This is a genomic window from Inhella sp., assembly GCF_041912635.1.
Taxonomy (GTDB): domain Bacteria; phylum Pseudomonadota; class Gammaproteobacteria; order Burkholderiales; family Burkholderiaceae_C; genus Inhella.
The window spans coordinates 149,348-173,062 of sequence record NZ_JAYRMO010000005.1 but is presented as its reverse complement, the minus strand read 5'-3'; the positions used below and the strand labels follow the sequence as shown (position 1 = coordinate 173,062).

Genomic DNA, 23,715 nt, shown 5'->3' with positions numbered 1-23,715 from the left:
ACCGCCCACCCGGCCCGCACTGGGGTTTCGCTGGCTTGTGAGGCCCCAGAGGCAGGGCCACACTCGGCCGGCCCATGTCAGCCCCCGAAACCCTGCCCCCCCCCGCCTGCCCGGACTCCGGCCCCCAGGAGCAGGCGCGCATGCTGCAGACCCTGTGCGACCACTTTCCCGGTGGCGTCACGGTGATGGACCACGAGCTGCGCCTGCGTCTGTGGAACCGCCGCTTCCTGGAAATGATGGAGCTGCCGCCCGAACTGTTCGCGCAGTCCATCAGCCTGCCGCAGCTCTGGCACTTCAACATCGCGCGCGGCGAGTTCGGCCCGGTGCAGGACCCGGACGCGCTGGTGGCCGGCTTCGTCGAGCGCGCGCTGCGCTTCGAGGCGCATGCCTTCACCCGCGTAAGGCCGAACGGCCGGGTGATCGAGATTCGCGGCGAACCCATCGCCGAGGGCGGTTTTGTGACCACCTGGGTGGACGTGACCGAGCACCACCGGCTGGAAACCGAGTTGCACCGCCACGACGCCCTGGTCACGCAGATCGTCAACCACCTGCCGCAGGGCATCAGCCTGTTCGACGAGCAGTTGGTGCTGCAGCTGTGGAACCAGGCCTTCATCGAGGTGCTGGAGTTCCCGCCCGAGGCTGTCTTCCGCGGCGCGCGCTTCGAAGACCTGCTGGGCCTGATGGCACGGCGCGGCGACTACGGCCCGGGCGACCCGACCGAGCAGGTGGCGCAACGCCTGGCGCTCGCGCGCCAGTTCCAGGCGCACCGCTTCGAGCGCACGCGACCCAATGGCCGCACGCATCTGGTGGAGGGCCGGCCGATCCAGCTCGATGGCCGCCTGGCCGGCTTCGTCACCACCTACACCGACATCACGACGCAGAAGACCACCGAGCAGGCACTGCGCCGCGCCAACGACCAGCTGGCCGCCGGCATGGCCGAGCGCAGCGCGGCGCTGGACACCGCGCAGTCGCATCTCTCGCAGGCGATCGACCAGCTCGCGCAATCCGAGAAGCTGGCGGCGCTGGGCCAGCTGGTGGCTGGCGTGGCGCACGAGCTCAACACCCCGATCGGCAACAGCGTGATGGCGGCCTCCACCTTCCTGGACCGCGTGGCCCAGTTCGAGGCCGAGGCACGCAGCGGCCTGCGCCGCTCGGTGCTGGACGAGTTCCTGAACTTCTCGCGCGAGGCCGCGCGCCTGGTGCAGGACAACCTGGCCCGCGCGGCCGAACTGATCGACGCGTTCAAGCAGGTGGCGGTGGACCAGACCTCGATGCGCCGGCGCGAATTCCTGCTGGATGAGACCGTGCGCAAGGTCTGCGCCACCATGGCCCATACGCTGCGGCGCGGTCAGCACCGCTTCGAGATCGCCATCCCGCAGGGCATCACGCTCAACAGCCACCCCGGCGCGCTGGAGCAGATCCTCACCAACCTGATCAGCAACAGCCTGGTGCACGGCTTCGAGGGCCGCGCCCAGGGCTGCATCCGCATCGAGGCGCACGGCGAGCGCGAGGAGGTCGGCCTGAGCTACCAGGACGACGGCGTGGGCCTCTCGCCCGAGGCGGTGCGACGCATCTTCGAGCCCTTCTTCACCACCAAGCTGGGCCAGGGCGGCACCGGCCTGGGCCTGCACATCTCACACACCCTGGCCACCACGGTGCTGGGCGGGCAGATCACGGCGCACAGCCAGCCCGGCCAGGGCGCGCGCTTCGAGCTGCGCCTGCCGCGCGTGGCGCCGCTGCAGGGTGAGGGCGCAAGCCCCGCCAACGAGTGACTTTGTTCGCGCCGCGCCCCCGGACCACGGGCCTGGGCGCCACCAGAATGTCGCCCTTCGCGCCCTTGCGCGTCAGGAGCTTCTGAAGGCATGCCCGCCCTCGATCTGCCCGCTCTGCTGCGCCGCCCCCTGGGCCAGGGGGCGATCGACCCGCTGCGCCTGCTGCTGCGCTGGCTGCTGGTGGGCCTGGCCTACTTCGGCGCGGGCTATCTGGCTCTGGGCAATCCCTACCTGGGCCAGCATGTCGCGCTGATCTGGCCGCCCACCGGCATCGCCCTGGCGGCCCTGCTGCGCTGGGGCCCGCTGCAGGCGGTAGCGATCTTTGCCGCCTCGGCGGCGGTGAACAGCACCGTGAACCCGCAGCCCGAGCTGGTGCTGGGCATTGCGCTGGGCAACACCCTCGGGCCCTGGATGGCGGCGCGCAGCCTGCAGCGCCTGGGCATTCACGAACCCCTGGCCTCGGCGCGCGACCTGCTGCTGTTCCTGCTGGTGGGCTGCCTGGGCGGCTCGCTCATCAGCGCCGTCAACGGCGCCACCCAGCTGATGCTGCACCACCAGCTGGATGGCCACAGCACGCTGGGCGCCGGCCTGGTGTGGTGGCTGGGCGATGCGCTGGGCGTGATGGTGGTGGCGCCCGTGCTTCTGGCCTTTGCCAAGCCCGCCAGCGCGCGCGGGGCGCGGCCCATCTCCACGCTGCGCAGCCTGCCGCTGGCGCTGCTTTGCGTGGGCGGCAGCGCCTTCCTGCTGCTTTCCCCGCTGACGCGCGGCTGGCCGCACACCCTGCTGTTTGCGCCGCTGCTGCTGCATGTCTGGCTGGCCTTGCGTGCAAGCCAGCGCCTGCTCTCGCTGAGCCTCTTTGTCACCGCCTGGCTTGCCGTGCTGGCGGCCGCCCAAGGCAGCCCCATGCTGACGGGGGAGGACAACCCGGCCACGACGCTGCAGACCTGTCTGTTCATCACCGGGCTCTACATCACCAGCTGGTTCGTGAGCGTGCGCACGGCGGAGATGCGCCGCCAGGACCTGCGCTGGCGCCTGGCCATCGAGGGCAGCCAGACCGGCACCTGGGGGCTGGAATGGGTGAACGGCCAGCCGCGCCTGGACGCGCAATGGCTCAGCGACGGCCTGCGCCCGCATTGGAGCGGCGCCAGCCTGCGCCAGCGCTGGCTGGAACAGATCCACCCCGACGACCGCGAGCCCACCTGGGCCGCGCTCAAGGCCCATCTGCGTGGCGAGGCCGAAGGCTTCCGCGCCGAGTTCCGGCTCGCCAAGCCCGAAGGCGGCTGGACTTGGACCCTGGCCCAGGCGCGCCTGGTGGAGCGCGACGGCGACGGCCGGCCCCTGCGCCTGCTGGGCACGCTGACCGACATCGGTCCCCTCAAGCAGGGCGAGGCCGAGCAGCGCCTGGCCGCCTCGGTGTTCGAGGTCAGCCACGAGGCCATCGTCATCGCCGCGCCCGAGGGCGGCATCCTGCGCGTCAACCCCGCGTTCGAGCACAGCACCGGGCTGCGCGAGGCCGAGCTGCAGGGCCAGGCGCTGGAAGGCCTGGAGGCCGCACCGGCGGGCACGCGCGTCGATTGGTCCGGCCGCTGGGAGGCGGTGCAGCGCCAGGGCTATTGGAAGGGCGAGGTCTGGGTGCGGCGCCAGGGCGAGGCGCCCTACCCCGCCCGCATGACCCTGCTGGCCGTGCGCGGCGAGGCCGAGCAGGTGCTGAACCTGGTGGCCCTGCTGGAGGACATCACGCTGGAGCAGCAGGCCGCCGCGCAGATCCGCCGCCTGGCCTACTTCGACCCGCTGACCGAGCTGCCCAACCGCACCCAGCTGCAGGAACGCGCCGAAGCCCTGCTGGCCGAGGCGCGCCGCGGCCAGGGCCAGTTCGGGCTGATGTTCCTAGACCTGGACCACTTCAAACACATCAACGACTCGCTCGGCCACGCCATGGGCGACCGCGTGCTGCAGGGCGTGGCGCAGCGCCTGCGCGCCCTGGTGCGGGCCGATGAACTGGTGGGCCGCCTGGGCGGCGACGAGTTCCTGGTGCTGCTGCGCACCAACGAAGCCGGCGCCCTGGCCGCCCTGGTGCAGCGCGTGCAGGCCGCGCTGGCCGAACGCCTGCAGGTGGACAACGCCCAGTTCACGCTCACCGCCAGCATCGGCATCGCCCTCTTTCCGGCCGATGGCAGCAGCTACCCCGAACTGCTGAAGGCGGCCGACACCGCGCTCTACCGCAGCAAGGAAGGCGGTCGCAACCAGCCGAGCTTCTTCACCCCCGAGATGGACCAGGCGGTGCAGGAGCGCGCGCTGCTGGACCACGAGATGCGTCTGGGCCTGCCGGCCGGCCAGTTCGAGCTGCACTACCAGCCCCTGATGCGCATGCCCGACGGCCAGATCCGCGGCGTGGAAGCGCTGATGCGCTGGCGCCACCCGCATCTGGGCAGCGTCTCACCCGCCAAGTTCATTCCGGTGGCCGAGCAGACCGGCTTCATCGCCGCACTGGGCGACTGGGGGCTTGAGCAGGCCATGCGCCAGGCCAAGGCCTGGGCGGATCAGGGTATCGAAAGCCTGCGCGTGGCCGTGAACGTCTCGGCCCGGCAGCTGATGAAGCAGGCCTTGCACGAGCGCGTGCGCGAGCTGCTGGCCCAGACCGGGCTGGACCCAAGCCTGCTGGAGCTGGAGCTGACCGAGAGCCTGCTGGCCGAGAACGTCGAGCAGGTCAATGCCAGCCTATCCGCCATCCACGCGCTGGGTGTGCGGCTGGCGGTGGACGATTTCGGCACCGGCTACTCCAGCCTGGCCTACCTGAAGCGCTTCCCGATCGGCAAGCTCAAGATCGACCAGAGCTTTGTGCGCGACCTCATCAGCGACCCCGACGACCGCGCCATCGCCGCCGCCGTCATCCAGATGGGCCACAGCCTGGGCCTGCGCGTGAACGCAGAGGGCGTGGAGAGCGAGGAGCAGTTGGCCCAGCTGCGCGCCATGGGCGTGGACGAGGTGCAGGGCTATCTGGTGGGCCGGCCGCTGCCGGCCGCCGAACTCACGCCCCGCCTGCTCAGCGATCGCGCAGGCGCTTGAGCCGCTGCAGGCGCTCGCGCGCCTGTGTCCCCAGGGAACCGCCCAGGCGCTGGGCCTGCTGCAGGCCGCGCTGCGCCAGTTCGCGCAGCTCCTCCTTGCCGGGCGCGCGCTCACGCACGGCCTGCAGGCCTTGGCGAGCGAGCTCGCTCACCTCCTGGGCACCAATGCGCGCCGCCTGCCCCAGCCCCTGCCCGGCCTGGCTGAGTGCCGCGCCCAGGCTGCCTGCCGGCGGCGCCCGCAGCACCTGTTCGACATGCGCCAGCGCCAGCTCCTGCATCTCCGTGGGCGTGGGGCCCAGCAGTTCGCGCTGAAAGCGCAGCAGCTCCTTGGCCATGGCCTCGGGTTGGCAGTCGGGGTTGCCGTGCAGCAGCTGCGCCAAGGCCTGCGCCAGGTCGCGGATCTGCACCTGCTGCAGCTGCGGCTCCAGCAGGGCCAGGCCCTGCGCCACGAAGGCGGGCTCGTAGCCCCAGCCCTCCACCAGCCAGTCGCTCAGGCGCTGGCGCGTGTCGGTATCCAGCTGGCGATCCAGCGCGGCCAGCTTCAGGCTCAGCGGGGCCACCAGGTCGAACAGCATCAGGCCCAGCAGGTCCAGCGGGGTCTGGATGCAGTTGGGAATCACCGTCACGCGCTCGGCCTGCTGGCCGGCCAGGTGGCGGTGCAGCCCGTACCAGGCGCCGCCGCTGGCCAGCGCGCCCAGCATCACCCAGCCGATCGGGCTGGCTCCCACCGCGGCCGCGAGCGCGCCCTTGGTGAGCGCCGCGCCGGTGCCGGCTGCACCCAGCACGTCCCACCACTGACGCAGGGACTTGGTGGTGCGCAGCTCGGCATAGGCGTCTTCGCCGATGGCCAGCCGGGCCTTGAAGCGCAGCGGGTCACGGATCACCGTGGCCACGCCGGGGAGCACGCGCAACTCGTTCATTTCAGAAGATTCGCTTCCCAGGCGATGCCGCGCTCGCGTGCCAACTCTTCCAGCAAGGGCAGCAGGGGGCCGAGCTTTTCGGCCACCGCCTCGCGCACCGTGTCCACCACCACCTGGGTGCTGCGGTCAATCTCGATGTGCAACGCGTCGCCCGGCTGCTTGGCGCCGAAGGTCGTCATGCGCAGGGTTTCGGGGATCAGCCAGACCTCGAACCAGCCCGAGCCATCGGCCGCACGCTGGCATTCGGCCACGGTGAGGCTGCAGCCATTGACGCCGATATAGCCCTTGGCAAACACATAGCGCATCCAGGGCGCCGGCAGGGCGATGCGCAGCACATGGTTGTTCTCGGGCCGGCGCAGCTCGGTGACGTGGCCGCTGATGTCCACATGGCCGGAGAGCGGATGGCCGCCCACTTCAGCGCCTTCCTTGGCGGCGCGCTCGACGTTCAGCTGCGCACCAACTCCCAAGCCGCCCAGCGTGGTCAGGCTCAGGGTCTGCGCCATGACGTCGAAGCAGGCCTGGTCGGGCGCCGGGCGCTCGGTCACGCTCAGGCACACGCCGTCGCAGGACACCGAGGCGCCGATCGCCAGCTCGGCATCGAAGCCCGGCGGCAGTTGCAGGGTCAGCGTGTGCAGGCCGGGCTTGGCTTCGATGGCGCGCACCCTGGCCACGCCTTGGACGATGCCGGTGAACATCAGCGCCCCTCCGCCGCCAGCGCCTCGAACTGCTCCGGTTTGAAGCCCACGCTCAGCCGGCCGTCGCCCCAGTCCACCACCGGGCGCTTGATCAGGCTGGGCTGGGTGGCCATCAGGGCCAGGGCGCCGGTTTCGTCCGCCGCCAGGGCCTGGGTGGCCTCGTCCAGCTTGCGCCAGGTGGTACCGGCGCGGTTCAGCAGCTTCTCCCAGCCCAGCTGGGCCGCCCAGGCCTTGAGCTGGGGCACCGTGGGCGGGGTCTTCTTGAAGTCGACGAATTCGTGCGGGCGGCCGGCCTGGTCCAGCCAGGTGCGGGCCTTCTTGACCGTGTCGCAATTGGGAATGCCGTAGAGCTGCATGGGGGAGCCGAGAGAATGAGGCCGTGATTCTCCGTCTGCACCCCCAGTCCCTGCAGTTCCCCGACCCGCACCAGGCCCTTGGGCCCGAGAGCGACGCGCCCGGCCTGCTGGCCGTGGGGGGCGATTTGCGCCCTGAACGTCTGGTCGAGGCCTATCGCCACGGCATCTTTCCCTGGTTCGGGCCGGGCCAACCCATCCTGTGGTGGTGCCTTGCGCCGCGCATGGTGCTGAAGACGGCGGATTTCAAGCTCCACCCCTCGCTGCGCAAGACCCTGAAGCGCTTCCTGCGCACGCCGGGCTGCGAGATCCGCGTCAATCACGCACCCGAGGCCGTGATCCGTGCCTGCGCCAGCACCCCGCGCGAGGGCCAGAACGGCACCTGGATCGTGCCGGAGATGCAGCAGGCCTACGCCGAACTGGCGCGCCGGGGCATCGTGCAGTCGGTCGAGACCTGGGTGGACGGGCAGCTGGTGGGCGGGCTCTACGGCCTGCGCCTGGGGCGCATGTTCTTCGGCGAATCGATGTTCGCCCACCGGCCCGATGCCTCCAAGCTGGCTCTGTGCCACCTGGTGGCCCTGTGCCGGCGCGATGGCATCGAATGGATCGACTGCCAGCAGAACACCCGCCACCTGGCCAGCCTGGGCGCGGCCGAGGTTCCGCTGGACGGCTTTCTGGCGCACCTGAGCGCGACCGTGGATCAGCCGGCGCTGCCGCCCTGGTCCTATGATCCCGACGCCTGGACCCACCTGCTTGAGCGGCCGTGACGCAACTCAAAGACCTGCCCTTCACCCAGGTGCAGTTCTATGCCACTGCACCCTATGCCTGCAGCTATCTTGAAAACAAGATGGCGCGCTCGCAGGTGGCCACGCCCAGCCATCTGATCCACGCCGACGCCTACTCCCAGCTCGTCACCCAGGGCTTCCGGCGCTCCGGCCTTTTCACCTACCGCCCGCAGTGCGAGCAATGCCAGGCCTGCGTGCCGCTGCGCATTCCGGTGGCCAGCTTCCAGCCCAGCCGCAGCCAGCGCCGCGCCTGGAAGCAGCATCGCAACCTGCAGGCGCGCGTGATGCGCCTGGGTTACAGCGGCGAGCATTACGAGCTCTACCTGCGCTACCAGGCCGCGCGCCACAGCGGCGGCGGCATGGACCACGACAGCGTCGACCAATACTCGCAGTTCCTGCTGCAGAGCCGCGTGAACTCCCGCCTGATCGAGTTCCGCGAGCAGGGTGCGCTAAAGATGGTGTCCATCCTGGACATGCTGACTGACGGCCTCTCGGCCGTGTACACCTTCTACGAGCCCGAGCCCGACACCAGCTACGGCACCTACAACGTGCTCTGGCAGATCGAGCAGGCGCGCCAGCTCAAGCTGCCCAACCTCTACCTGGGCTACTGGATCGAGGCCAGCCCCAAGATGGCCTACAAGTCGCGCTTCCAGCCCCACGAGGTGCTGCGCAACGGCAGCTGGCAGCGCGGCTAAGGCCACGCCCGCCTGCGCGCCCGTGCGGCCGGCGCATCAGCTGCTGCGAATTGCTTCGTTCCCCGCAAGCGCCTTCGCTTTCACAGTGGCGGTCAGTTCATCACTGCCCACCACACCATGCCCGCCACCCTGACCCGTCGCCTTTACGCCCTGGCCGCCGCCACCCTGCTGAGCTCTGCCGCCTGGGCCAAGGACATCACGCTGCTCAACGTGAGCTACGACCCGACCCGCGAGCTCTACACCGAGTTCAACAAGGCCTTCGCCGCCCACTACAAGGCCAAGACGGGCGACAGCGTCACCATCAAGCAAAGCCACGGCGGCTCGGGCAAGCAGGCCCGCTCCGTGATCGACGGCCTGGACGCCGATGTCGTGACGCTCGCTCTGGCCTATGACGTGGATGAACTGGCCGCCAAGGCCAAGCTGATCCCGGCCGACTGGCAGAAGCGCTTGAAGCACAACAGCTCGCCCTACACCAGCACCTACATCTTCCTGGTGCGCAAGGGCAACCCCAAGGGCGTGAAGAACTGGGACGACCTGGTCAAGCCCGGCGTCTCCGTCATCACCGCCAACCCCAAGACCAGCGGCGGCGCGCGCTGGGGCTATCTGGCCGCCTACGGCTTTGCCTTGAAGCAGCCCGGCGGCAACGAGGCCAAGGCCAAGGACTTCGTGGCCAAGCTGTTCCAGAACGTGCCGGTGCTGGACAGCGGCGCGCGCGGCTCCACGGTGACCTTTGCCGAGCGCGGCATCGGCGACGTGCTGCTGGCCTGGGAGAACGAGGCCCACCTGGCACTCAAGGAGTTCGGCGCCGACAAGTTCGACATCGTCTACCCGCCAGTCAGCATCCTGGCCGAGCCGCCGGTGACCGTGGTGGACAAGAACGTCGACAAGAAGGGCACCCGCGCCGCCGCCCAGGCCTATCTGGACTACCTGTACTCGCCCGAGGGCCAGGAGATCGCCGCCAAGAACTTCTACCGCCCGGTCGACACCAAGGTGGCCTCGGCCTACGCCAAGAACTTCCCGAAGATCAACCTCTTCACCATTGACGAGGTGTTCGGCGGCTGGAGCAAGGCCCAGGCCGCGCACTTCAATGACGGCGGGGTGTTCGACCAGATCTACACAAAGAAGTAAGACGCGCCCAGCTTGAAGAAGGGCGAGCCTGCACGGGCTCGCCCTTCTTCATTTGTTTTTCGCATCAGCAACCCCGAATCGCTTCGTTCCTGCGCAGGCACCCCCTCCCTAGAGTGCCGCCAGCCCCTTGCTGATCTGGAGTTCCCGTGTTCCCTACCCGCCGCAGCTTGATCGCGTCCTTTGCGCTGGCCCTGGCTCTGCCCGCCCAGGCCCAGCAGACCACCCTGCTCAACGTCAGCTACGACGTCAGCCGCGAGTTCTACAAGGACCTCAACGCCGCTTTTGCGGCGGACTGGAAGCAACGCAAGGGGCAGAGCCTGACCTTGAACCAGAGCCATGGCGGCTCCAGCAAGCAGGCGCGCTCGGTGGTGGACGGCCTGGAGGCCGATGTCATCACCATGAACCAGCACAACGACATCGACCTGCTGGCCCAGCGCGGCGGCCTGGTGCCGGCCGACTGGGCCAAGCGCCTGCCGCACAACAGCGCGCCCACCACCTCGGTGTCGGTCATCCTGGTGCGCAAGGGCAACCCCAAGAACATCCGCGAATGGACCGACCTGGGCCGCCCGGGCTTGCAGGTCATCATTCCCAACCCCAAGACCAGCGGCAACGGCCGCTACACCTACCTCGCAGCCTGGGGCGCAGCCGTGAAGAACGGCGTCAGCCACGACGCGGCCAAGGCCCTGGTGACGCGCATCTTTGCCAATGTGCCCGTGCTGGACGGCGGCGGCCGCGGCGCCACCACCACCTTCGCGCAGCGCAATCTCGGTGATGCACTCGTCACCTTCGAGAGCGAGGCGCCCTTGATCACCAAGGAGTTCGGCGACCACTTCGAAGTGGTGTACCCGCGCCGCACCATCCTGGCCGAGAACCCCGTCAGCGTGGTGGACAAGGTGGTGGACCGCCGGGGCACGCGCGCGCTGGCCGAGGCCTATTTGCAGTACCTGTACAGCCCGGTGGGCCAGGAGATTGCCGCCAAGCACCACCTGCGCCCGCGCGACCCCAAGGTGCTCGCCCAGCAGGCCAAGCGCTTCCCCAAGGTCGAGACCTTCACCGTGGACGAGGTCTTCGGCGGCTGGACGCAGGCGCAGAAGGAGCACTTCAACGACGGCGGCCTGTACGACCAGATCATTGGCGCGGCCAAGCGCTGAGGCAGCCAGGCCCACCATGCTGCTCTCCCGCACCCTGCTCAAGCGCCACAGCGTGCTGCCCGGCTTCGACCTGGCGCTGGGCCTGAGCATCCTTTACCTCAGCCTGATCGTGCTGGTGCCGCTCTCGGCGGCCTTTCTGAAGACCTTCACGCTGAGCTGGCCGCAGTTCGTCGAGGCCGTCAGCACGCCGCGCGTGCTGGCCTCCTACCGGCTGACCTTCGGCGCCTCCTTCCTGGCCGCCTTGCTGAACGTGGTGTTCGGCCTGATCGTGGCCTGGGTGCTGGTGCGCTACCGCTTTCCGTTCAAGCGCCTGGTGGATGCGCTGGTGGACCTGCCCTTTGCCCTGCCCACGGCGGTGGCCGGCATTGCACTCACCGCCATCTGGGCCCAGAACGGCAGCCTGGGGCAGTACTTGCCCTTCAAGGTCAGCTTCACGCCGCTGGGGGTGTGGGTGGCCCTGGTGTTCATCGGCCTGCCCTTTGTGGTGCGCACCGTGCAGCCGGTGCTGGAAGACCTCAGCCGCGAGCTGGAAGAAGCCGCCGCCACTCTGGGCGCCACGCGCTGGCAGACGGTGCGCCTGGTGGTGCTGCCCATCCTGACACCCGCCCTGCTGACCGGCTTCGCCCTGGCCTTTGCCCGCGCGCTGGGCGAGTACGGCTCGGTCATCTTCATCGCCGGCAACATGCCCATGATCAGTGAGATCACACCCCTGCTCATCATCACCAAGCTGGAGCAGTACGACTACGCCGGCGCCACCGCCATCGCGGTGGTGATGCTGGTGGCCAGCTTCGTGATGCTGCTGACCATCAACCTGCTGCAGGCCTGGGCACGCCGCCGCCAGGGAGGCATTGCATGAACACCGCCGCCTTGACTCCCAGCGCCGCCGTCTCAGCCCCGGCCACCGCCACGCCGCGGCCGCTGCGCCAAGCCACCACCGAAGCCCCCTGGGTGCGCCGCACGCTGATCGGCCTGGCGCTGGGCTTCATGACCCTGTTCCTGTTCGTGCCCCTGGCCACGGTGTTCTTCGAGGCCTTCAAGAAGGGCTGGGATGTGTACCTGGCCGCGCTGGTGGACCCGGACGCCGTCTCGGCCATCAAGCTGACCCTGTTGGCCGCCGCCATCAGCGTGCCGCTGAACCTGGTGTTCGGCATTGCAGCGGCCTGGTCGATCGCCAAGTTCGAGTTCCGCGGCAAGAACCTGCTGCTGACCCTGATCGACCTGCCCTTCTCGGTCAGCCCGGTGATTGCCGGCCTGATCTATGTGCTGGTGTTCGGCCTGCAAGGCTGGTTTGGCGAGTGGCTGCGCGACCACGATCTGAAGATCATCTTTGCGCTGCCCGGCATCGTGCTGGCCACGGTGTTCGTGACCTTCCCCTTCGTGGCGCGCGAGCTGATCCCGCTGATGCAGGCGCAGGGCACTGAACAGGAAGAAGCCGCGCGGGTGCTGGGCGCCAATGGCTGGCAGATCTTCCGCCGCGTCACCCTACCCAACGTGAAGTGGGCGCTGCTGTACGGCGTGATCTTGTGCAACGCGCGGGCCATGGGCGAGTTCGGGGCGGTGTCGGTGGTCAGTGGTCACATCCGCGGCCAGACCAACACCATGCCCCTGCACATCGAGATTGTTTACAACGAGTACCAGTTCGCCGCCGCCTTTGCCGTGGCCTCGCTGCTGGCCGGTCTGGCCCTGGTGACCCTGGTGCTGAAGTACCTGGTGGAGCAGCGCGTGAAGAAGGAATTGAGGTCTGTCCATGAGCATTGAAGTTCGCAATCTGCAGAAGGCCTTCGGCAAGACCGTGGTCTGCGACCAGCTGAATCTCGACATCCCCTCGGGCGAGCTGGTGGCGCTGCTGGGGCCTTCGGGCTCGGGCAAGACGACGCTGCTGCGCATCCTGGCGGGGCTGGAGGTGCCGGACGCCGGCACGGTGCACTTCCACGGCGAAGACACCACGGGCACCGATGTGCGCGAGCGCAATGTGGGCTTCGTGTTCCAGCATTACGCGCTGTTCAACCACATGACGATCTTCGAGAACGTCGCCTTCGGTCTGCGTGTCAAACCCAAGAGTGAGCGTCCCAGCGAGGCGGAGATCAAGTCCAAGGTGATGCAGCTCTTGAAGCTGGTGCAACTGGACTGGCTGGCCGAGCGCTACCCGCACCAGCTCAGCGGCGGGCAGCGCCAGCGCATTGCCTTGGCCCGCGCGCTGGCGGTGGAGCCCAAGGTGCTGCTGCTGGACGAGCCCTTCGGCGCGCTGGACGCCAAGGTGCGCAAGGAGCTGCGCCGCTGGCTGCGCCGCCTGCACGACGAGGTGCATGTGACCTCGGTCTTCGTCACCCATGATCAGGAGGAGGCCATGGAAGTGGCCGACCGCATCGTGGTGATGAACGAGGGCCGCATCGAGCAGGTGGGCACGCCGGATGAGGTGTACGACCACCCGGCCTCGCCCTTCGTGCTGCAGTTCCTGGGCGATGTGAACCTGTTCCACGGCCGCAGCGTGCACGCGCCCGGTGGCGTGGCCGGGCCGAGTGATGTGGTCTACGTGCGCCCGCACGAGCTGGAGATCCTGGCCGAGCCGGCCGAAGGCGCCTGGCCGGCCACGTTGTCGCAGACGCTGACGGTGGGCGCGCAGACGCGCATCGAGTTCCAGCGCGATGGCGAGGGCGGCTATTTGGACGTGGAGCTGCCGCGCGCCGAGTTCAGCGCCCTGCGCGAGCGCCTGGCGCTGGCGCGTGGCAGCAAGGTCTGGCTGCGGGCGCGGCGCATCACCCGGTTTGAGGGGCACGCCGTCTGACCGGCCAGCGTTCGGCACAGCGGCCGCAACAATCGCCGACCGCCCTTCGGGGCACCGCCTGCCCCGGAGGCCCATGAAGATCCTGCTGCGCGTCCTGGCCCTGTGCCTGTTGCTGATCGGCGCTGCCGCCCACGCCACCGAGGCGGCGCCCGAGCAGGCGCGGCAGGAGCTGATCGACCAGCTGGAGCGCGATGGCTATCTGAGCCCTGCCCAGGCCCAGGAAGTGCGGCTGAAGTACCTGGGGCCGCAGGCCAGCCAGGCCCGCAGCAGCAACGAACCCGGGCTGGTGCAGCGCTTCGTCACCCTGGCGAACTTCTTCAAGCTGCTGGCGGTGATCCTGCTGCTCATCTGGGCGCGCGGCATGCTCAGGCGCTTTGCGGCCGGGCTCTGGTACCTGGTGGCGCTGCTGCCCAAGGAGGTCTACCAGGCCAGCTTCCTGCTGCTGGGCCTGGTGCTGACAATCCGGCCGGACTGGATCTGGCCCAGCCAGGCCTTCTACCTGGCCCTGTTCGGCGCCTTCGGCAACCTGATGGTGCTGGGCTGGATCATCGAGAGCCACACCGCCCTGCGCGAGGTGCTGCAGCGCTGGTTCGGCACCGGCCTGCTGGCCACCGCGCTGTCGTCCACGCTGGCCCTGCTGTACTTCGGCGCGCTGGCGCTGGCCTACGAATCGCAAGTGTTCGGCTTCTTCGCGGCGGTCAGCCTCTCCTCCATGCTGAGCTTCGGCATGAGCTACAGCCCCGGCCTGCTGACCCTGCACGTGCGCGACAAGGCGCTGGCCGCGGTGGTGCTCGGCCACCTGCTGGTGCTGCTGGCCTACAGCGCCACCCGGCTCAGCGGCCACTGGCCCGCGCCAGCCGTGGTGTTCGAAACCGGCCTGCAGTACTACTGCACCATCGCCATGGGCACGGGCTTCCTGATCGGCGCCTCGCCCTTCCGAATCATGCCGCGCCGGCTCACTTACCTGGCGCTGTTCCTGCTGGTGCTGCTGGCCGCGCTGGCGGCTTACCACCTGGCCGACTTCAAGGTCATCGGCAGCATCCTCTCGGTCTTTGGCGTGCTGCTGGCGCTGGAGTGGCTGGGGCATCTGTGCTGGCGCAGCGGCTTCCTGCGCGGCAGCTTCATCATGGGCATCACGCTCTTCGCGGCCTCGCTGGCCGCCGAGCGCTTCGCCGGTTTCCTGGTCTGGGGCTGAGGCTCAACCCTCGACTTCTTCACCCGGCTTGGCCGCCATGGCGCTGGCCACCACCTCGCGCGTCAGCGTGGGGGCAAAGGTCTGGATGAACTCCAGCACAAAGCCGCGCAGCACGGCGCCGCGCTTGATGGCGACGCGCGTGGTGTTGAGAGCGAACAGATGGCGCGCGTCCAGCGCCACCAGGTGGTCATCGCGCGCCTCATCAAAGGCCACCGAGGCCACGATGCCCACGCCGATGCCCAGGTCCACATAGGTCTTGATGACGTCGGCATCCATGGCGGAAAGCACCACGTCAATGTCCAGCCCGGCGCGCTCGAAGGCCTCGTCGATGTGGCGGCGGCCGGTGTAGCCGGGTTCGTAGGTGACCAGCGGAAACTGCGCCAGCTGCTCCAGCGTCAGCGGTTGCTGCAACTGCGCCAGCTCATGGCCGCGCGGCACCACTACCACATGGCTCCAGCGGTAGCAAGGCAGGGTCACCAGGTCGGGGTAGTCAGAGAGTGCCTCGGTGGCGATGCCGAGGTCGGCCGCGCCGCTGGCCACCATCTCGGCAATCTGCCGCGGCGAGCCCTGCTGCAGATGCAGCGAGACACGTGGGTGGCTATCGCGGAAATCACGCACCGCCGTGGGCAGGGCGTAGCGCGCCTGGGTGTGGGTGGCGGCCACGGTCAGCATGCCGCTGTCGGACTGGACGAAGTCCGCCGCCACGCGGCGCAGGTTCTCGGCCTCCTGCAGCAGGCGCTCGATGATGGGCAGGGCCAGCTCGCCGGTGGGCGTCAGGCCCAGGAAGCGCCGGCCCGCGCGCACGAACAGCTCGGCGCCCAGTTCGTCCTCCAGTTCCTTGATCTGGCGACTCACGCCGGGCTGCGAGGTGTGCAGGGCATCAGCCACCTGGGTCAGGTTGAAGCCTTGGCGCACCGTCTCGCGGACGGAGCGCAGTTGCTGGAAGTTCATGGAAGCCACGGAGTTGCGCTGAGCCGCGCAGTGTGCGCAAGCAGCTTGCTCCGGCCAACGAAGTTTCCCGGCATTGCTTATGCGGCACAGGAATGAAGCTCAGCAAACAAAAACGCGACCGCCAGACATCTGGGGGTCGCGCTTTGTTTTTGGTGGGCGGTGCAGGGTTCGAACCTGCGACCCCTGCCGTGTGAAGGACGGATTTTGGCACTTTCTGGCACCTTGCGGCACACAGATCCTCTATGAAATCAATGCTTTGAGATTCTTTGGCGCACCGGTAGAGTTTCCGTACTTTTTCCGTACTCGCCACCATGCCCGAACTCAAGAAGGTTGCCGACCGCGCCAAGCTCAAGCCCAACCGAGAGCCGTACTGGCAGGCGCAGGCCAGCGGCAACTACCTCGGCTTCCGCAAAATGGCCGCTGACAGCGAGGGGACGTGGATTGCCCGCAGCCGCGATCCTGAGACCGGTCGGCAGCGGCTGCGTGCATTGGGGGCCTTCGAAGTCCTGCCCCTGAACGAGCGACACGATGCCGCCAAGAAGGCCGCCGAAGACTGGTTCAAGCACTTGGGCGCCGGAGGCACCAGCGAGAAGGTGACCGTGCGCGATGCCTGCGAACGCTACGTTGCACATCTTCAGACTGAGAAAGGCGCGGCACCCGCTGCGGACGCAGCGGCGCGGTTCGAGCGCTGGGTCTACCCGAACAAGAAGCTGGCGGCCACCGAGGTCAGCAAGCTGACCGCCACCCAACTCAAGACCTGGCGCAAGACCCTGTCGAGCACCCGCGTCACCGTGAACCCCCACGCCGCAGAAGCCGACCGCCAGCAACGCCCCCGCACGCGCTCCAGCGTGAACCGCGACATGGCGCCCTTGCGCGCGGCCCTGAATCTGGCCCGCAGGAGCGGCGCCGCCCCGTCTGATCTGGCTTGGCTGGAGTCGCTTCGCCCCTTTGAACGCGCCGATGGCCGCCGCACGCTCTACCTGGAGCGCACCCAGCGCCGCGCCCTGATCGACGCCGCCGCCTCCGATCTGGCCGCCTTCGTCACTGGTCTGGCCCTGCTACCCCTGCGCCCCGGCGCCCTGGCCGCGCTGACCGTGGGCCAGTTCGACAAGGTTCTGGGCGTGCTGACCGTCCAGAAGGACAAGGCCGGCCAGGATCGCGCGCTCAAGCTGCCACCCGCGACCGTCGAGTTCTTCCGCGAGCAGGCCAAGGACAAGCTGCCCAGCGCCCCACTACTGGCCCGCGCCAACGGCGCCGCCTGGGACAAGGACGCATGGAAGAAGCCGCTCAAGCTGGCCGCCGCCAAGGCCGGTCTGCCAGCCGAGACCAGCGCCTACACGCTGCGGCACAGCGTCATCACTGACCTTGTGACCGGTGGCCTGGATCTGCTGACCGTGGCCCAAATCAGCGGCACCAGCATTGCGATGATCGAGCGGCATTACGGGCAGCTCCGCCAAGATCACGCGGCCCGGGCGTTGGCTGGGCTGGCGCTGTGAACGCAGAAAAGGCACGGGAGCTGATTGCAGCAGAGTTTCGGCGGCTGGTCCCGCAGGAAGCTGCCAAGGAGATTCAGCAGTCCCCCGCCGTTCTCGCAGCCCTGAAACTGATCGCAGCGGACAAAACCCGTCAAGCCGAAAAAGAAGAAGAGATCAGAGCTCAAGAAGCATTGCAAGACTCACTGGCCGCAGCCAAGAAGGCGGCAGCGAGATTGCAGAGGTACGCCCCCCGCGCTGGATTGCTTCACCCCTATGTGGGTGTCGCACAGCTGATCGACAGTGCGATCACCGCTGCTGAGCAGTGCGCAATTCAGCGTCGAAGTGGGCAACCGAGAAAGCCTGGCGGCCCCTTGCTGATGATCGCGCTCTTCGGCAGCCTGGAAAGAGCAGAAGTCCCACCTCGGGCCAGGTGGAAGCTGATCGAACAGTCGATTCCATCCTCTGTTCTGGAACCGGCCTCAGTGGCTGGCAGCGTCAAGACCGCGCGCGGCAAGCTGCGAAAGGGAAAGAACCCCGCTGAAACCAACGGGGGTTGATTCCCCTGGGCTGCAAGCCAAAAACTGACCATCTGGGCATCCCGCAACTACCCATGAGGTACCCGGAATGCCCCAGAAGCAGCCCCCTGAATCGGCCATCCCTCAGAACGCACAGACCCTGCGCCGTTTGCTGCGTGAGGCCGAAGTCCTGCGCCTCACCAGCCTGAGCCGCACCCCGCTGCGCAACGCCATCGCGCGCGGGCAGTTCCCGCAACCCATCAAGCTCACGCCGACTCGCTGCATCGCCTTCGATGCGGCCGAGGTCGACGCCTGGATCGAAGCCCGCAGCGCGGAGCGCCACAAGAGCGAGGGCAAGTAATTGATGCCCCGTCAGTTCTACGCGGCTGTCCTGCCAGCCACGGGGCGGTATGCGCTGTTCCTTGGCGACCGCAAGCAGCACCTGTTTTTCGACACCCTCGACGCGTTAGCGCTTAAGACCGAGATGCTCGCCGAGTCCAGGCGCGGTGACATCTACTTCGCCACCTGCACCCTGGGCGACGAGGACAACCGCAAGGCCGAGAACGCCCTGTTGCGCAACACCCTGTGCTTCGACATCGACGCCGGCAAGGAGAAGTACGAGAAGCACGGCGACACCGTGTACGAGACCGCCCGCCTGGCCGCCGACGCCCTGGCCGGCTGGTGCGCCAGCAACGACTTCATCCCCCACCGGGTGGTCTCCAGCGGCAACGGGCTGCACGTCTACTTCAAGCTCGACCGCGACCTGACCCAAGACGAGTGGAAGCCCCTGGCCGAAGCCGTCAAGGCTAAAGCCCTGGCAGACGGGTTGCGCATCGACGCCCAAGTCACCGGCGACTTCGTGCGCATCCTGCGCCCCGTGGGCACCCTGCACAAGTCAGGCAAGCCGGTGCGCGTCCTGCGGGAGCTGCCCCAGACCTACTCCCCGGAGGAAGTCGCGGCCAAGTTCCCGGCGGCCCAGCGCAGCGCCCCGGGCCCAGCCAAGCGGCGCCTGAACGACGAGATCCTCAGCGCCCCGGCCATCACCATCCCCCGCAGCATCCACAAGATCGTCGCCGCCTGCGCGGCCATGGGTCATGTGGCCAACGCCCAAGGGGACGTGCCCGAGCCTTACTGGCGCGCGGCGCTGGGTGTGGCCAAGCACACCGTCGAAGGCGTGGACGCGGCGCACCTGCTGTCCCGTGGCCACCCGGAGTACGACGCCGGGGAGACCGAGGTCAAATTCCACCGCTGGACCGCTGGCCCCTCCACCTGCGAGACCTTCGCGGGCGAGAACCCGAGCGCCTGTGCGTCGTGCCCGCATCGGGGCAAGATCAAGAGTCCGATCGTGCTGGGCAGCATGGAGGCTGCGTGCGTGCCTGCCGCTGTCGCGGCCGGCGCCGCCGTGACCGCAGCGCGCTACGTCCTTCAGACCGCAGCCCAACTCATGCAGCAGGATGAGCCGGCCTGGTTGATCAAGGGCATGGTTCCCGCGCGCGGGATTGGCGTTATCTACGCCCCACCCAACTGTGGGAAGTCTTTTTTTGCCGGGTGGATGGCCCGCAACATCACGACGGGAATCGCCTTTTGCGGTCGTCGGGTGCGAATGGCGCCGGTCGTCATCTTCTCGCTAGAGGGCCGCGGGGGAATCAAAAAACGCGCTGAAGCGATGGAGCGAGCGCATGGCCCGACCCCTGACTCGCTCCGGTTCATCACCACCGGCCAGCTCAACATTCGCGCCGGGGATCATTTGGCGGCTCTGGCAGCCTCTATCAACGAAGAAGGACTGAGCGGCTGCATGGTGGTCATCGACACGTTGGCCGCAGCAAGTGCCGGCGCGGACGAGAACTCCGCCCAAGAAATGGGGCTTGCGGTCGCTGGCATCAACTGGCTCGCCGAAGCGATCGAGGGGTCAGTCGTCCTCGTCCACCACACCGGCAAAGACGTGTCGCGCGGCATGCGTGGCTCCTCGGTGCTCCTCGGTGCCGTCGATTGGGCCATTGAGATCAGCCGCGACGGCCCCCGCCGCACCTGGACGCTACGCAAGTCGAAGGACGGCGCAGACGGTGCATCCGGCGACTTTGGGCTCCGTGTCATCGAACTGGGCACCGACGACGACGGCGACCCCATCACATCTTGCGTGGTCACGGAGATGGCGCCGGCGCCCTCCACTGCCGTGCTTACCGGCCTGCAGCAATCCCGTCTCACAGCCCTGGCCCTTGAGCCCAACGTGCAGCTGCCGTACGCCGCAGCAGTGGATCGGCTCAAAGCTCACATCGGTGGCAAGGATGCCCACCGTTCCGCGCACCGGACCTTGGCCGACCTGATCGAGCGCGGCGCGCTGACCGGCGGCAAGGATGACGGCTGGGTCAGTCGTCGCGCGCCAGGGGGAAACGAATGAGGGCTGCCAGCCAAGCCAAAAACCAGCCTTTTGGCACGCCAGCACCTGCCATGCCAAGCCACACCCCCTATGGGGGTGGCATGGCTGGCTGGCCTCACTCATTTATTGGAGGGGATATGACAGAAACGACCGCTGTGCCCAACCTGAGTGCCCGTGATCAGCGCCGCATCGCCCGTGTCACCCAAGCGCTCGCGCCGCTGCCCGTTGATCCGCCGGGGCTGACGATGGAAACGATCCAAGCCGCCATCCCCCACCTGGACGCCCCCACCCTCGGTCGCACGCTCCGCCAGGCAGGCTGGACATGCCACCGCATCCGCGCCCCCAGCGGCCCCCAGGAACACCGCTGGAACCCGCCCGGCACCCCGGACCCGCGCCGCCCTGTGGGCCGCCCGCCCAAGTCAGAAAGCAAGCCATGAGCAACGAACACACTCCAGCAGTCGAGCAGCCCGCCCCTGGCGCCGCCATCAGCACCCTCACCGCTGATTTGGACCGGGCCATCCGCACCGGCCTTGTGGCCGAAGCCCTGGGCGCCGCTCAGCGCTGCGTCGCAGTCATCAAGACCACCATGGACGGACCCAACGCCGACTTCGACGATGCCGTCAAGGCGCTCCCCTTGCTGCATCGGGTCATCGAGCACGCCGAGAAGCTGGACGCCGGCGCCACCGATGCCTCCGCTCAGCTCCCCCTATTTATCACCCTCGTACGTGCCGATCTGACCGGAGCGCACGTCGATGTTCGCAGCGGCGCTGCCATGGCCAGCAAACGCACTGTTTCCGCAACCTGAAGAAAGCGAGAACCACCATGTTCGAAGTCACGACATCCCCCCGCGCACTCAGCATCGCCACCATTGAATTTCCCGACGGCGCCGCCGTTCACATCCCGGTGCGCGATTGGGAGAAACAAGCCTGGCAAGCACTTTGCTCCGCGCATCCCGATCCGCGCTGGATGCAGCGCATGACGAACAAGCTCAGGACGCCGGCTTCAGAGGCCAACCTTGCCTCGGCCGCGAACCAACTCTTGGACCAAGCTCAGCACTTCCGCGCCGCACGCTGGGCCGATCAGCCCCCTTACCTCCAGGACTTTGCAAACCGAATGCTTGCCGAGCGCTTCGTGGATGGCCGGGGCCATAGCCTGTACATCCAACACGAAAAGCCTTGGGACGAAAGCATCACCACCTACGAGTCGGCGGGGGGCGCGGTCTATGTGCGCACGGGTGCCCTGGCACATCTCCAGAACGCCCTTGACGCGGCCACCAAGGCCGATCCGCACGCCCCCAATCTGTCCTTGATCCGCGAACAACTCAAGGTGTTGGTGCGTTTCACCTGCCAGTGGACCAACTTGGCCCCGTCACTCAGTCTCGCCATGGCCGCCCAGGGATTCACGCCGGCGGAAGCGCTCGTTCGATACGCGGCGGACGCTGGTGGGCTCTTGGCTGAGCAGTTCGAAGCTCAACAGGAAGGCGACGCCCGCCACGCCGGGAAAAGTGCCCGTGAGCTGTTTGACGAGGCGGCCCGCGTGCTCGACCAGGGCGTCGCTTTCACGCTGGGTATTGAGTAGGCGCGGGCCAGGAAATCAGGTTTCCTCTGAGTGCCCGAGATGGACCCCGCCACCCCCTCCGCGTGCGTGGTCCCACGGCGCGGGGTGTGCCCTACGTTGATTCGTTCAAACGCGCTAACGCATTAGCGCACGTGGCGCTCGGGCATTGCGGCGGAGCTTGCACAGCGCCGGCCATCAGGTGTGGAATCCGCGCCCCAAACACCGGAGCCCCCATGCCAAACCTGCACCTGCTGACCGCTGCCGACCTGCAAGACCTAGAGCCTGGGCACCGCGCCGACCCAATCACCGCCCCCTTGAAGTGCCTCAGCGGCCACGCGCTGGCTACCCGCTGCACCCCAGACCTGACGGCCATCGACCGCATGGAACTGGCAACGGAGCGCGAAGGCAACGACGCCCGGGCCATCGTCGCGGCCATCACTGGACTACTAGACGGGCTGGCCCTGCGCTGTGAAGGCGACGAGACCGCACTCGCGGCGATTCTGGCTATCCGGGATTGGCATTTGCCGGACCTGCGAGGGCTTGCGACGCACTAAGCACCGCCAGACTTGGCCTCAAGCCGCTGAACCCTCAGCTTGATGTATTCGGCTTTGGCCCTGTCCGTGCTTCCATCCGTGGCGGCCAAGGCGCGAGCCCACAAAGCACGCTCTTGGAGACCTGCGTCCACCTCATCCAACGCTTGCGCATACAGGGCATCACTGCTGTCCTGCACGCCAGTGATAGGCGCATCACCCTTGGCCGCAACCTGCGCGACCCCAGGTTCCTGAGCTTCGGATGCGACCTTGAGGGCTCCTTTCAAGTCCGGCTCCTGAACCGCTTTGTGGCGCGCCCCAGGCACCATGACAAGCAGCAAGTTCAAGACTCCGCCCAGCAAGGGCACAAAACCCAAAGCAGCCAACCAGCGCGACCAACCGATATGGTTCAGCCGCTGGACCACAGCCGGAAGTAGCGCCAACTGAAGAAGCACACCCAACGCCAACGGTCCAAATGACGGACCCTGACTAGGATCGCCAACTCCTTCTTGCGCTGCCTGTCCTGCCATAAGTGCCAACCAGTACACCAGCAGAAATACGACAAGCCGCGCAAAAAACGGCACTCTTGCAATGCTCCCATCCCAATCCCAATAGCCAGAACTTTGCCCAGGCATGCGATCACCCCTAAGCGAAGTCTGCTGCTCACTCATTGCAATCCGTTGCCGTCGGCGCGAAAACCAAACAATGGCCGCAGGTACAGCGATGACGGCAACTGGGGGCGAAATGTTTACCGCCAGGCCGCCCGCGTAGTCGAGGAAGTCACCGACGCTGTCGATGTCCTGGTAGGAGGAGATGGCGCCTTGCTCGCGGGCGATGCCGCGGCGCAAGTCTGCGGCGGCCTCGTTCTCCATCCGCCCGCGCCGTGCCCAGTCAGAACCCGTGACCGACTCAGCGACCCCATAGAGCCCGGCCTGGTAACTGTCGATAGACGCGCTGGCGCGGTTGCCCCACTTGCCGCCGAGGTCGTAGCCGAAGTAGCGGGCGTTATCGACGGGGTCCGTCTTGGTCCGGCGCGAGTATTCGAGGATCAGCTCCTCGTCGGTGCCCTTGAACCCAACGGCGGCGGCGGACTCGCGGAGCCCCTTGAGGTCGTAGATGCTCATTGCGTCAGTACCCGGGGGCAAAGCCGCCGACCGGTCCGGCCCAATAAATGCTGCGTTTTCGAGTAGCGCCAAATTCCGGCCTCAGTTCGGTTTGCAAGTCACCGTGATGTTGCCAGCGTCGGCGCTCCTCAATTTGAAGGATCCCGCCCCGTTAGCCCTGTGGCGGGAGGTCCGACTCCGTAACCTCAAGCCCCGGTATCGGATCCCTGCTCGCCTCAACCAAGTCCACCAACAGCTTGGGATCGAACAGGGCGGCAATCAGTGCCCCGCTCAGCCCTGCAGGTGAGTCGGCCAGCGGCGCCGAGTCTGCTTCGTCCCATGGCGCGCCGGTTCCCAGTTCGAGAACATGGCCATGCGCAAGGTGCTGGGCCACGGCGCCTGCATCGTGGGTAGCCTGAGACTCGCTGAACATGCCAATGCGCTTGACGATGTCGAAGGACAGGTGAGCGGGGGCGTCGGCGGGCATCTGGTGGGCTCCCTGGGGTTGAGTGCGCCAATGTTGCCAGCCCGAGCCAGAAAGCAAAAACCCGGCGCAAGGCCGGGTCTGTGCTGGGTGTCTGGTGGGCGGTGCAGGTTTCGAACCTGCGACCCCTACCGTGTGAAGGTAGTGCTCTACCCCTGAGCTAACCGCCCGGTCTGAAG

Annotated in this window: 23 protein-coding genes and 1 tRNA gene; 17 read left to right on the top strand and 7 right to left on the bottom strand. The window is 67.7% G+C overall.

Translation table 11 applies throughout. The features are described 5' to 3' along the window. The first annotated feature begins 74 nt into the window (after window positions 1-74). Both ACE3QP_RS04670 and ACE3QP_RS04665 read left to right on the top strand, forming a co-directional pair. Complete coding sequence (locus tag ACE3QP_RS04670) at window positions 75-1,772, top strand: PAS-domain containing protein (RefSeq protein WP_374433953.1); 1,698 nt, start codon at window positions 75-77, stop codon at window positions 1,770-1,772. A gap of 90 nt (window positions 1,773-1,862) precedes the next feature. Beyond that, a complete protein-coding gene (locus ACE3QP_RS04665) occupies window positions 1,863-4,838 on the top strand; it encodes an EAL domain-containing protein (protein ID WP_374433951.1) in 2,976 nt (991 codons plus the stop codon). On the opposite strand, the gene ACE3QP_RS04660 is transcribed toward ACE3QP_RS04665, so the two are convergent. Genes ACE3QP_RS04660 through ACE3QP_RS04650 form a run of 3 tightly spaced genes read right to left on the bottom strand, consistent with a single transcriptional unit; the run spans window position 4,816 to window position 6,808 of the window. After that, window positions 4,816-5,757, bottom strand: a complete 942-nt coding sequence (locus tag ACE3QP_RS04660; protein WP_374433949.1) for a hypothetical protein — start codon at window positions 5,755-5,757, stop codon at window positions 4,816-4,818. The two genes, ACE3QP_RS04665 and ACE3QP_RS04660, sit on opposite strands and share 23 nt — an antisense overlap. Next, complete coding sequence (locus ACE3QP_RS04655) at window positions 5,754-6,452, bottom strand: riboflavin synthase subunit alpha (RefSeq protein WP_374433947.1); 699 nt, start codon at window positions 6,450-6,452, stop codon at window positions 5,754-5,756. Before ACE3QP_RS04655 ends, ACE3QP_RS04660 begins: the two co-directional genes overlap by 4 nt. Continuing rightward, on the bottom strand, window positions 6,452-6,808 hold the full coding sequence (locus tag ACE3QP_RS04650) for an arsenate reductase (RefSeq protein ID WP_374433946.1): 357 nt from the start codon (window positions 6,806-6,808) through the stop codon (window positions 6,452-6,454). Before ACE3QP_RS04650 ends, ACE3QP_RS04655 begins: the two co-directional genes overlap by 1 nt. A 23-nt stretch (window positions 6,809-6,831) precedes the next feature. On the opposite strand from ACE3QP_RS04650, the gene aat reads away from it, so the two are divergent. From aat to ACE3QP_RS04610, 8 genes are all read left to right on the top strand, one after another. Further along, the gene (aat, locus tag ACE3QP_RS04645; protein ID WP_374433944.1) at window positions 6,832-7,572 is read left to right on the top strand and encodes a leucyl/phenylalanyl-tRNA--protein transferase; all 741 of its coding nucleotides are present in this window, start codon (window positions 6,832-6,834) and stop codon (window positions 7,570-7,572) included. After that, window positions 7,569-8,285 carry an arginyltransferase gene (locus ACE3QP_RS04640; RefSeq protein ID WP_198109055.1) on the top strand — a complete coding sequence of 239 codons (717 nt, stop codon included), beginning with the start codon at window positions 7,569-7,571 and terminating at the stop codon, window positions 8,283-8,285. Before aat ends, ACE3QP_RS04640 begins: the two co-directional genes overlap by 4 nt. Window positions 8,286-8,402: 117 nt before the next feature. Continuing rightward, entirely contained in the window at window positions 8,403-9,413 is a 1,011-nt protein-coding gene (locus ACE3QP_RS04635; protein ID WP_374433942.1) for a sulfate ABC transporter substrate-binding protein, read from the top strand. A 146-nt stretch (window positions 9,414-9,559) separates the two neighbouring features. Beyond that, window positions 9,560-10,564, top strand: a complete 1,005-nt coding sequence (locus tag ACE3QP_RS04630; RefSeq protein ID WP_374433940.1) for a sulfate ABC transporter substrate-binding protein — start codon at window positions 9,560-9,562, stop codon at window positions 10,562-10,564. A 16-nt stretch (window positions 10,565-10,580) separates the two neighbouring features. Next, a complete protein-coding gene (cysT, locus tag ACE3QP_RS04625) occupies window positions 10,581-11,420 on the top strand; it encodes a sulfate ABC transporter permease subunit CysT (protein ID WP_374433938.1) in 840 nt (279 codons plus the stop codon). Further along, window positions 11,417-12,322, top strand: coding sequence for a sulfate ABC transporter permease subunit CysW (gene cysW, locus ACE3QP_RS04620; RefSeq protein WP_374433936.1), 906 nt, complete (start codon window positions 11,417-11,419; stop codon window positions 12,320-12,322). The genes cysT and cysW overlap by 4 nt, the downstream gene beginning before the upstream one ends. After that, on the top strand, window positions 12,312-13,349 hold the full coding sequence (locus ACE3QP_RS04615; RefSeq protein WP_374433935.1) for a sulfate/molybdate ABC transporter ATP-binding protein: 1,038 nt from the start codon (window positions 12,312-12,314) through the stop codon (window positions 13,347-13,349). Before cysW ends, ACE3QP_RS04615 begins: the two co-directional genes overlap by 11 nt. 73 nt (window positions 13,350-13,422) lie before the next feature. Next, window positions 13,423-14,544, top strand: coding sequence for a hypothetical protein (locus tag ACE3QP_RS04610; protein WP_374433933.1), 1,122 nt, complete (start codon window positions 13,423-13,425; stop codon window positions 14,542-14,544). A gap of 3 nt (window positions 14,545-14,547) precedes the next feature. Here ACE3QP_RS04610 and ACE3QP_RS04605 read toward each other — a convergent pair whose 3' ends face one another. Beyond that, a complete protein-coding gene (locus tag ACE3QP_RS04605) occupies window positions 14,548-15,495 on the bottom strand; it encodes a CysB family HTH-type transcriptional regulator (protein WP_374433930.1) in 948 nt (315 codons plus the stop codon). Window positions 15,496-15,806: 311 nt separating this feature from the next. On the opposite strand from ACE3QP_RS04605, the gene ACE3QP_RS04600 reads away from it, so the two are divergent. From ACE3QP_RS04600 to ACE3QP_RS04570, 7 genes are all read left to right on the top strand, one after another. Beyond that, window positions 15,807-16,991: a tyrosine-type recombinase/integrase gene (locus ACE3QP_RS04600; protein WP_374433929.1), complete on the top strand. Its 1,185-nt coding sequence runs from the start codon at window positions 15,807-15,809 to the stop codon at window positions 16,989-16,991. Continuing rightward, window positions 16,988-17,527, top strand: coding sequence for a hypothetical protein (locus ACE3QP_RS04595; RefSeq protein ID WP_374433927.1), 540 nt, complete (start codon window positions 16,988-16,990; stop codon window positions 17,525-17,527). Before ACE3QP_RS04600 ends, ACE3QP_RS04595 begins: the two co-directional genes overlap by 4 nt. 67 nt (window positions 17,528-17,594) lie before the next feature. Continuing rightward, window positions 17,595-17,846, top strand: coding sequence for a helix-turn-helix transcriptional regulator (locus tag ACE3QP_RS04590; protein WP_374433925.1), 252 nt, complete (start codon window positions 17,595-17,597; stop codon window positions 17,844-17,846). A 3-nt stretch (window positions 17,847-17,849) separates the two neighbouring features. Then, the gene (locus ACE3QP_RS04585; protein ID WP_374433923.1) at window positions 17,850-19,883 is read left to right on the top strand and encodes an AAA family ATPase; all 2,034 of its coding nucleotides are present in this window, start codon (window positions 17,850-17,852) and stop codon (window positions 19,881-19,883) included. 412 nt (window positions 19,884-20,295) lie between these two features. Beyond that, window positions 20,296-20,667 (top strand): hypothetical protein, encoded by a 372-nt coding sequence (locus ACE3QP_RS04580; RefSeq protein WP_374433922.1) that lies wholly within the window; start codon window positions 20,296-20,298, stop codon window positions 20,665-20,667. 17 nt (window positions 20,668-20,684) lie between these two features. Then, window positions 20,685-21,440, top strand: coding sequence for a hypothetical protein (locus tag ACE3QP_RS04575; protein ID WP_374433920.1), 756 nt, complete (start codon window positions 20,685-20,687; stop codon window positions 21,438-21,440). 212 nt (window positions 21,441-21,652) lie between these two features. Then, entirely contained in the window at window positions 21,653-21,973 is a 321-nt protein-coding gene (locus tag ACE3QP_RS04570) for a hypothetical protein (RefSeq protein ID WP_374433919.1), read from the top strand. Here the strand turns inward: ACE3QP_RS04570 and ACE3QP_RS04565 are convergent. The 3 genes from ACE3QP_RS04565 to ACE3QP_RS04555 form a co-directional block, all read right to left on the bottom strand. Further along, on the bottom strand, window positions 21,970-23,073 hold the full coding sequence (locus ACE3QP_RS04565; protein WP_374433917.1) for a DUF805 domain-containing protein: 1,104 nt from the start codon (window positions 23,071-23,073) through the stop codon (window positions 21,970-21,972). The genes ACE3QP_RS04570 and ACE3QP_RS04565 overlap by 4 nt on opposite strands. A 151-nt stretch (window positions 23,074-23,224) precedes the next feature. Further along, window positions 23,225-23,539, bottom strand: a complete 315-nt coding sequence (locus tag ACE3QP_RS04560) for a hypothetical protein (RefSeq protein ID WP_374433915.1) — start codon at window positions 23,537-23,539, stop codon at window positions 23,225-23,227. Between the two features lie 92 nt (window positions 23,540-23,631). Beyond that, a tRNA-Val gene (locus tag ACE3QP_RS04555) sits at window positions 23,632-23,706 on the bottom strand. Between the last annotated feature and the right edge of the window lie 9 nt (window positions 23,707-23,715).

Coding starts and splice junctions, on each gene's coding strand:
- ACE3QP_RS04600 (WP_374433929.1), top strand. CDS start 15,807: ATGCCCGAACTCAAGAAGGTTGCCGACCGCGCCAAGCTCAAGCCCAAC.
- ACE3QP_RS04575 (WP_374433920.1), top strand. CDS start 20,685: ATGTTCGAAGTCACGACATCCCCCCGCGCACTCAGCATCGCCACCATT.
- ACE3QP_RS04615 (WP_374433935.1), top strand. CDS start 12,312: ATGAGCATTGAAGTTCGCAATCTGCAGAAGGCCTTCGGCAAGACCGTG.
- ACE3QP_RS04585 (WP_374433923.1), top strand. CDS start 17,850: ATGCCCCGTCAGTTCTACGCGGCTGTCCTGCCAGCCACGGGGCGGTAT.
- ACE3QP_RS04635 (WP_374433942.1), top strand. CDS start 8,403: ATGCCCGCCACCCTGACCCGTCGCCTTTACGCCCTGGCCGCCGCCACC.
- ACE3QP_RS04650 (WP_374433946.1), bottom strand. CDS start 6,808: ATGCAGCTCTACGGCATTCCCAATTGCGACACGGTCAAGAAGGCCCGC.
- ACE3QP_RS04670 (WP_374433953.1), top strand. CDS start 75: ATGTCAGCCCCCGAAACCCTGCCCCCCCCCGCCTGCCCGGACTCCGGC.
- cysW (WP_374433936.1), top strand. CDS start 11,417: ATGAACACCGCCGCCTTGACTCCCAGCGCCGCCGTCTCAGCCCCGGCC.
- ACE3QP_RS04570 (WP_374433919.1), top strand. CDS start 21,653: ATGCCAAACCTGCACCTGCTGACCGCTGCCGACCTGCAAGACCTAGAG.
- ACE3QP_RS04660 (WP_374433949.1), bottom strand. CDS start 5,757: ATGAACGAGTTGCGCGTGCTCCCCGGCGTGGCCACGGTGATCCGTGAC.
- ACE3QP_RS04655 (WP_374433947.1), bottom strand. CDS start 6,452: ATGTTCACCGGCATCGTCCAAGGCGTGGCCAGGGTGCGCGCCATCGAA.
- cysT (WP_374433938.1), top strand. CDS start 10,581: ATGCTGCTCTCCCGCACCCTGCTCAAGCGCCACAGCGTGCTGCCCGGC.
- ACE3QP_RS04560 (WP_374433915.1), bottom strand. CDS start 23,539: ATGCCCGCCGACGCCCCCGCTCACCTGTCCTTCGACATCGTCAAGCGC.
- ACE3QP_RS04590 (WP_374433925.1), top strand. CDS start 17,595: ATGCCCCAGAAGCAGCCCCCTGAATCGGCCATCCCTCAGAACGCACAG.
- ACE3QP_RS04580 (WP_374433922.1), top strand. CDS start 20,296: ATGAGCAACGAACACACTCCAGCAGTCGAGCAGCCCGCCCCTGGCGCC.
- ACE3QP_RS04605 (WP_374433930.1), bottom strand. CDS start 15,495: ATGAACTTCCAGCAACTGCGCTCCGTCCGCGAGACGGTGCGCCAAGGC.
- ACE3QP_RS04610 (WP_374433933.1), top strand. CDS start 13,423: ATGAAGATCCTGCTGCGCGTCCTGGCCCTGTGCCTGTTGCTGATCGGC.
- ACE3QP_RS04665 (WP_374433951.1), top strand. CDS start 1,863: ATGCCCGCCCTCGATCTGCCCGCTCTGCTGCGCCGCCCCCTGGGCCAG.
- ACE3QP_RS04565 (WP_374433917.1), bottom strand. CDS start 23,073: ATGAGCATCTACGACCTCAAGGGGCTCCGCGAGTCCGCCGCCGCCGTT.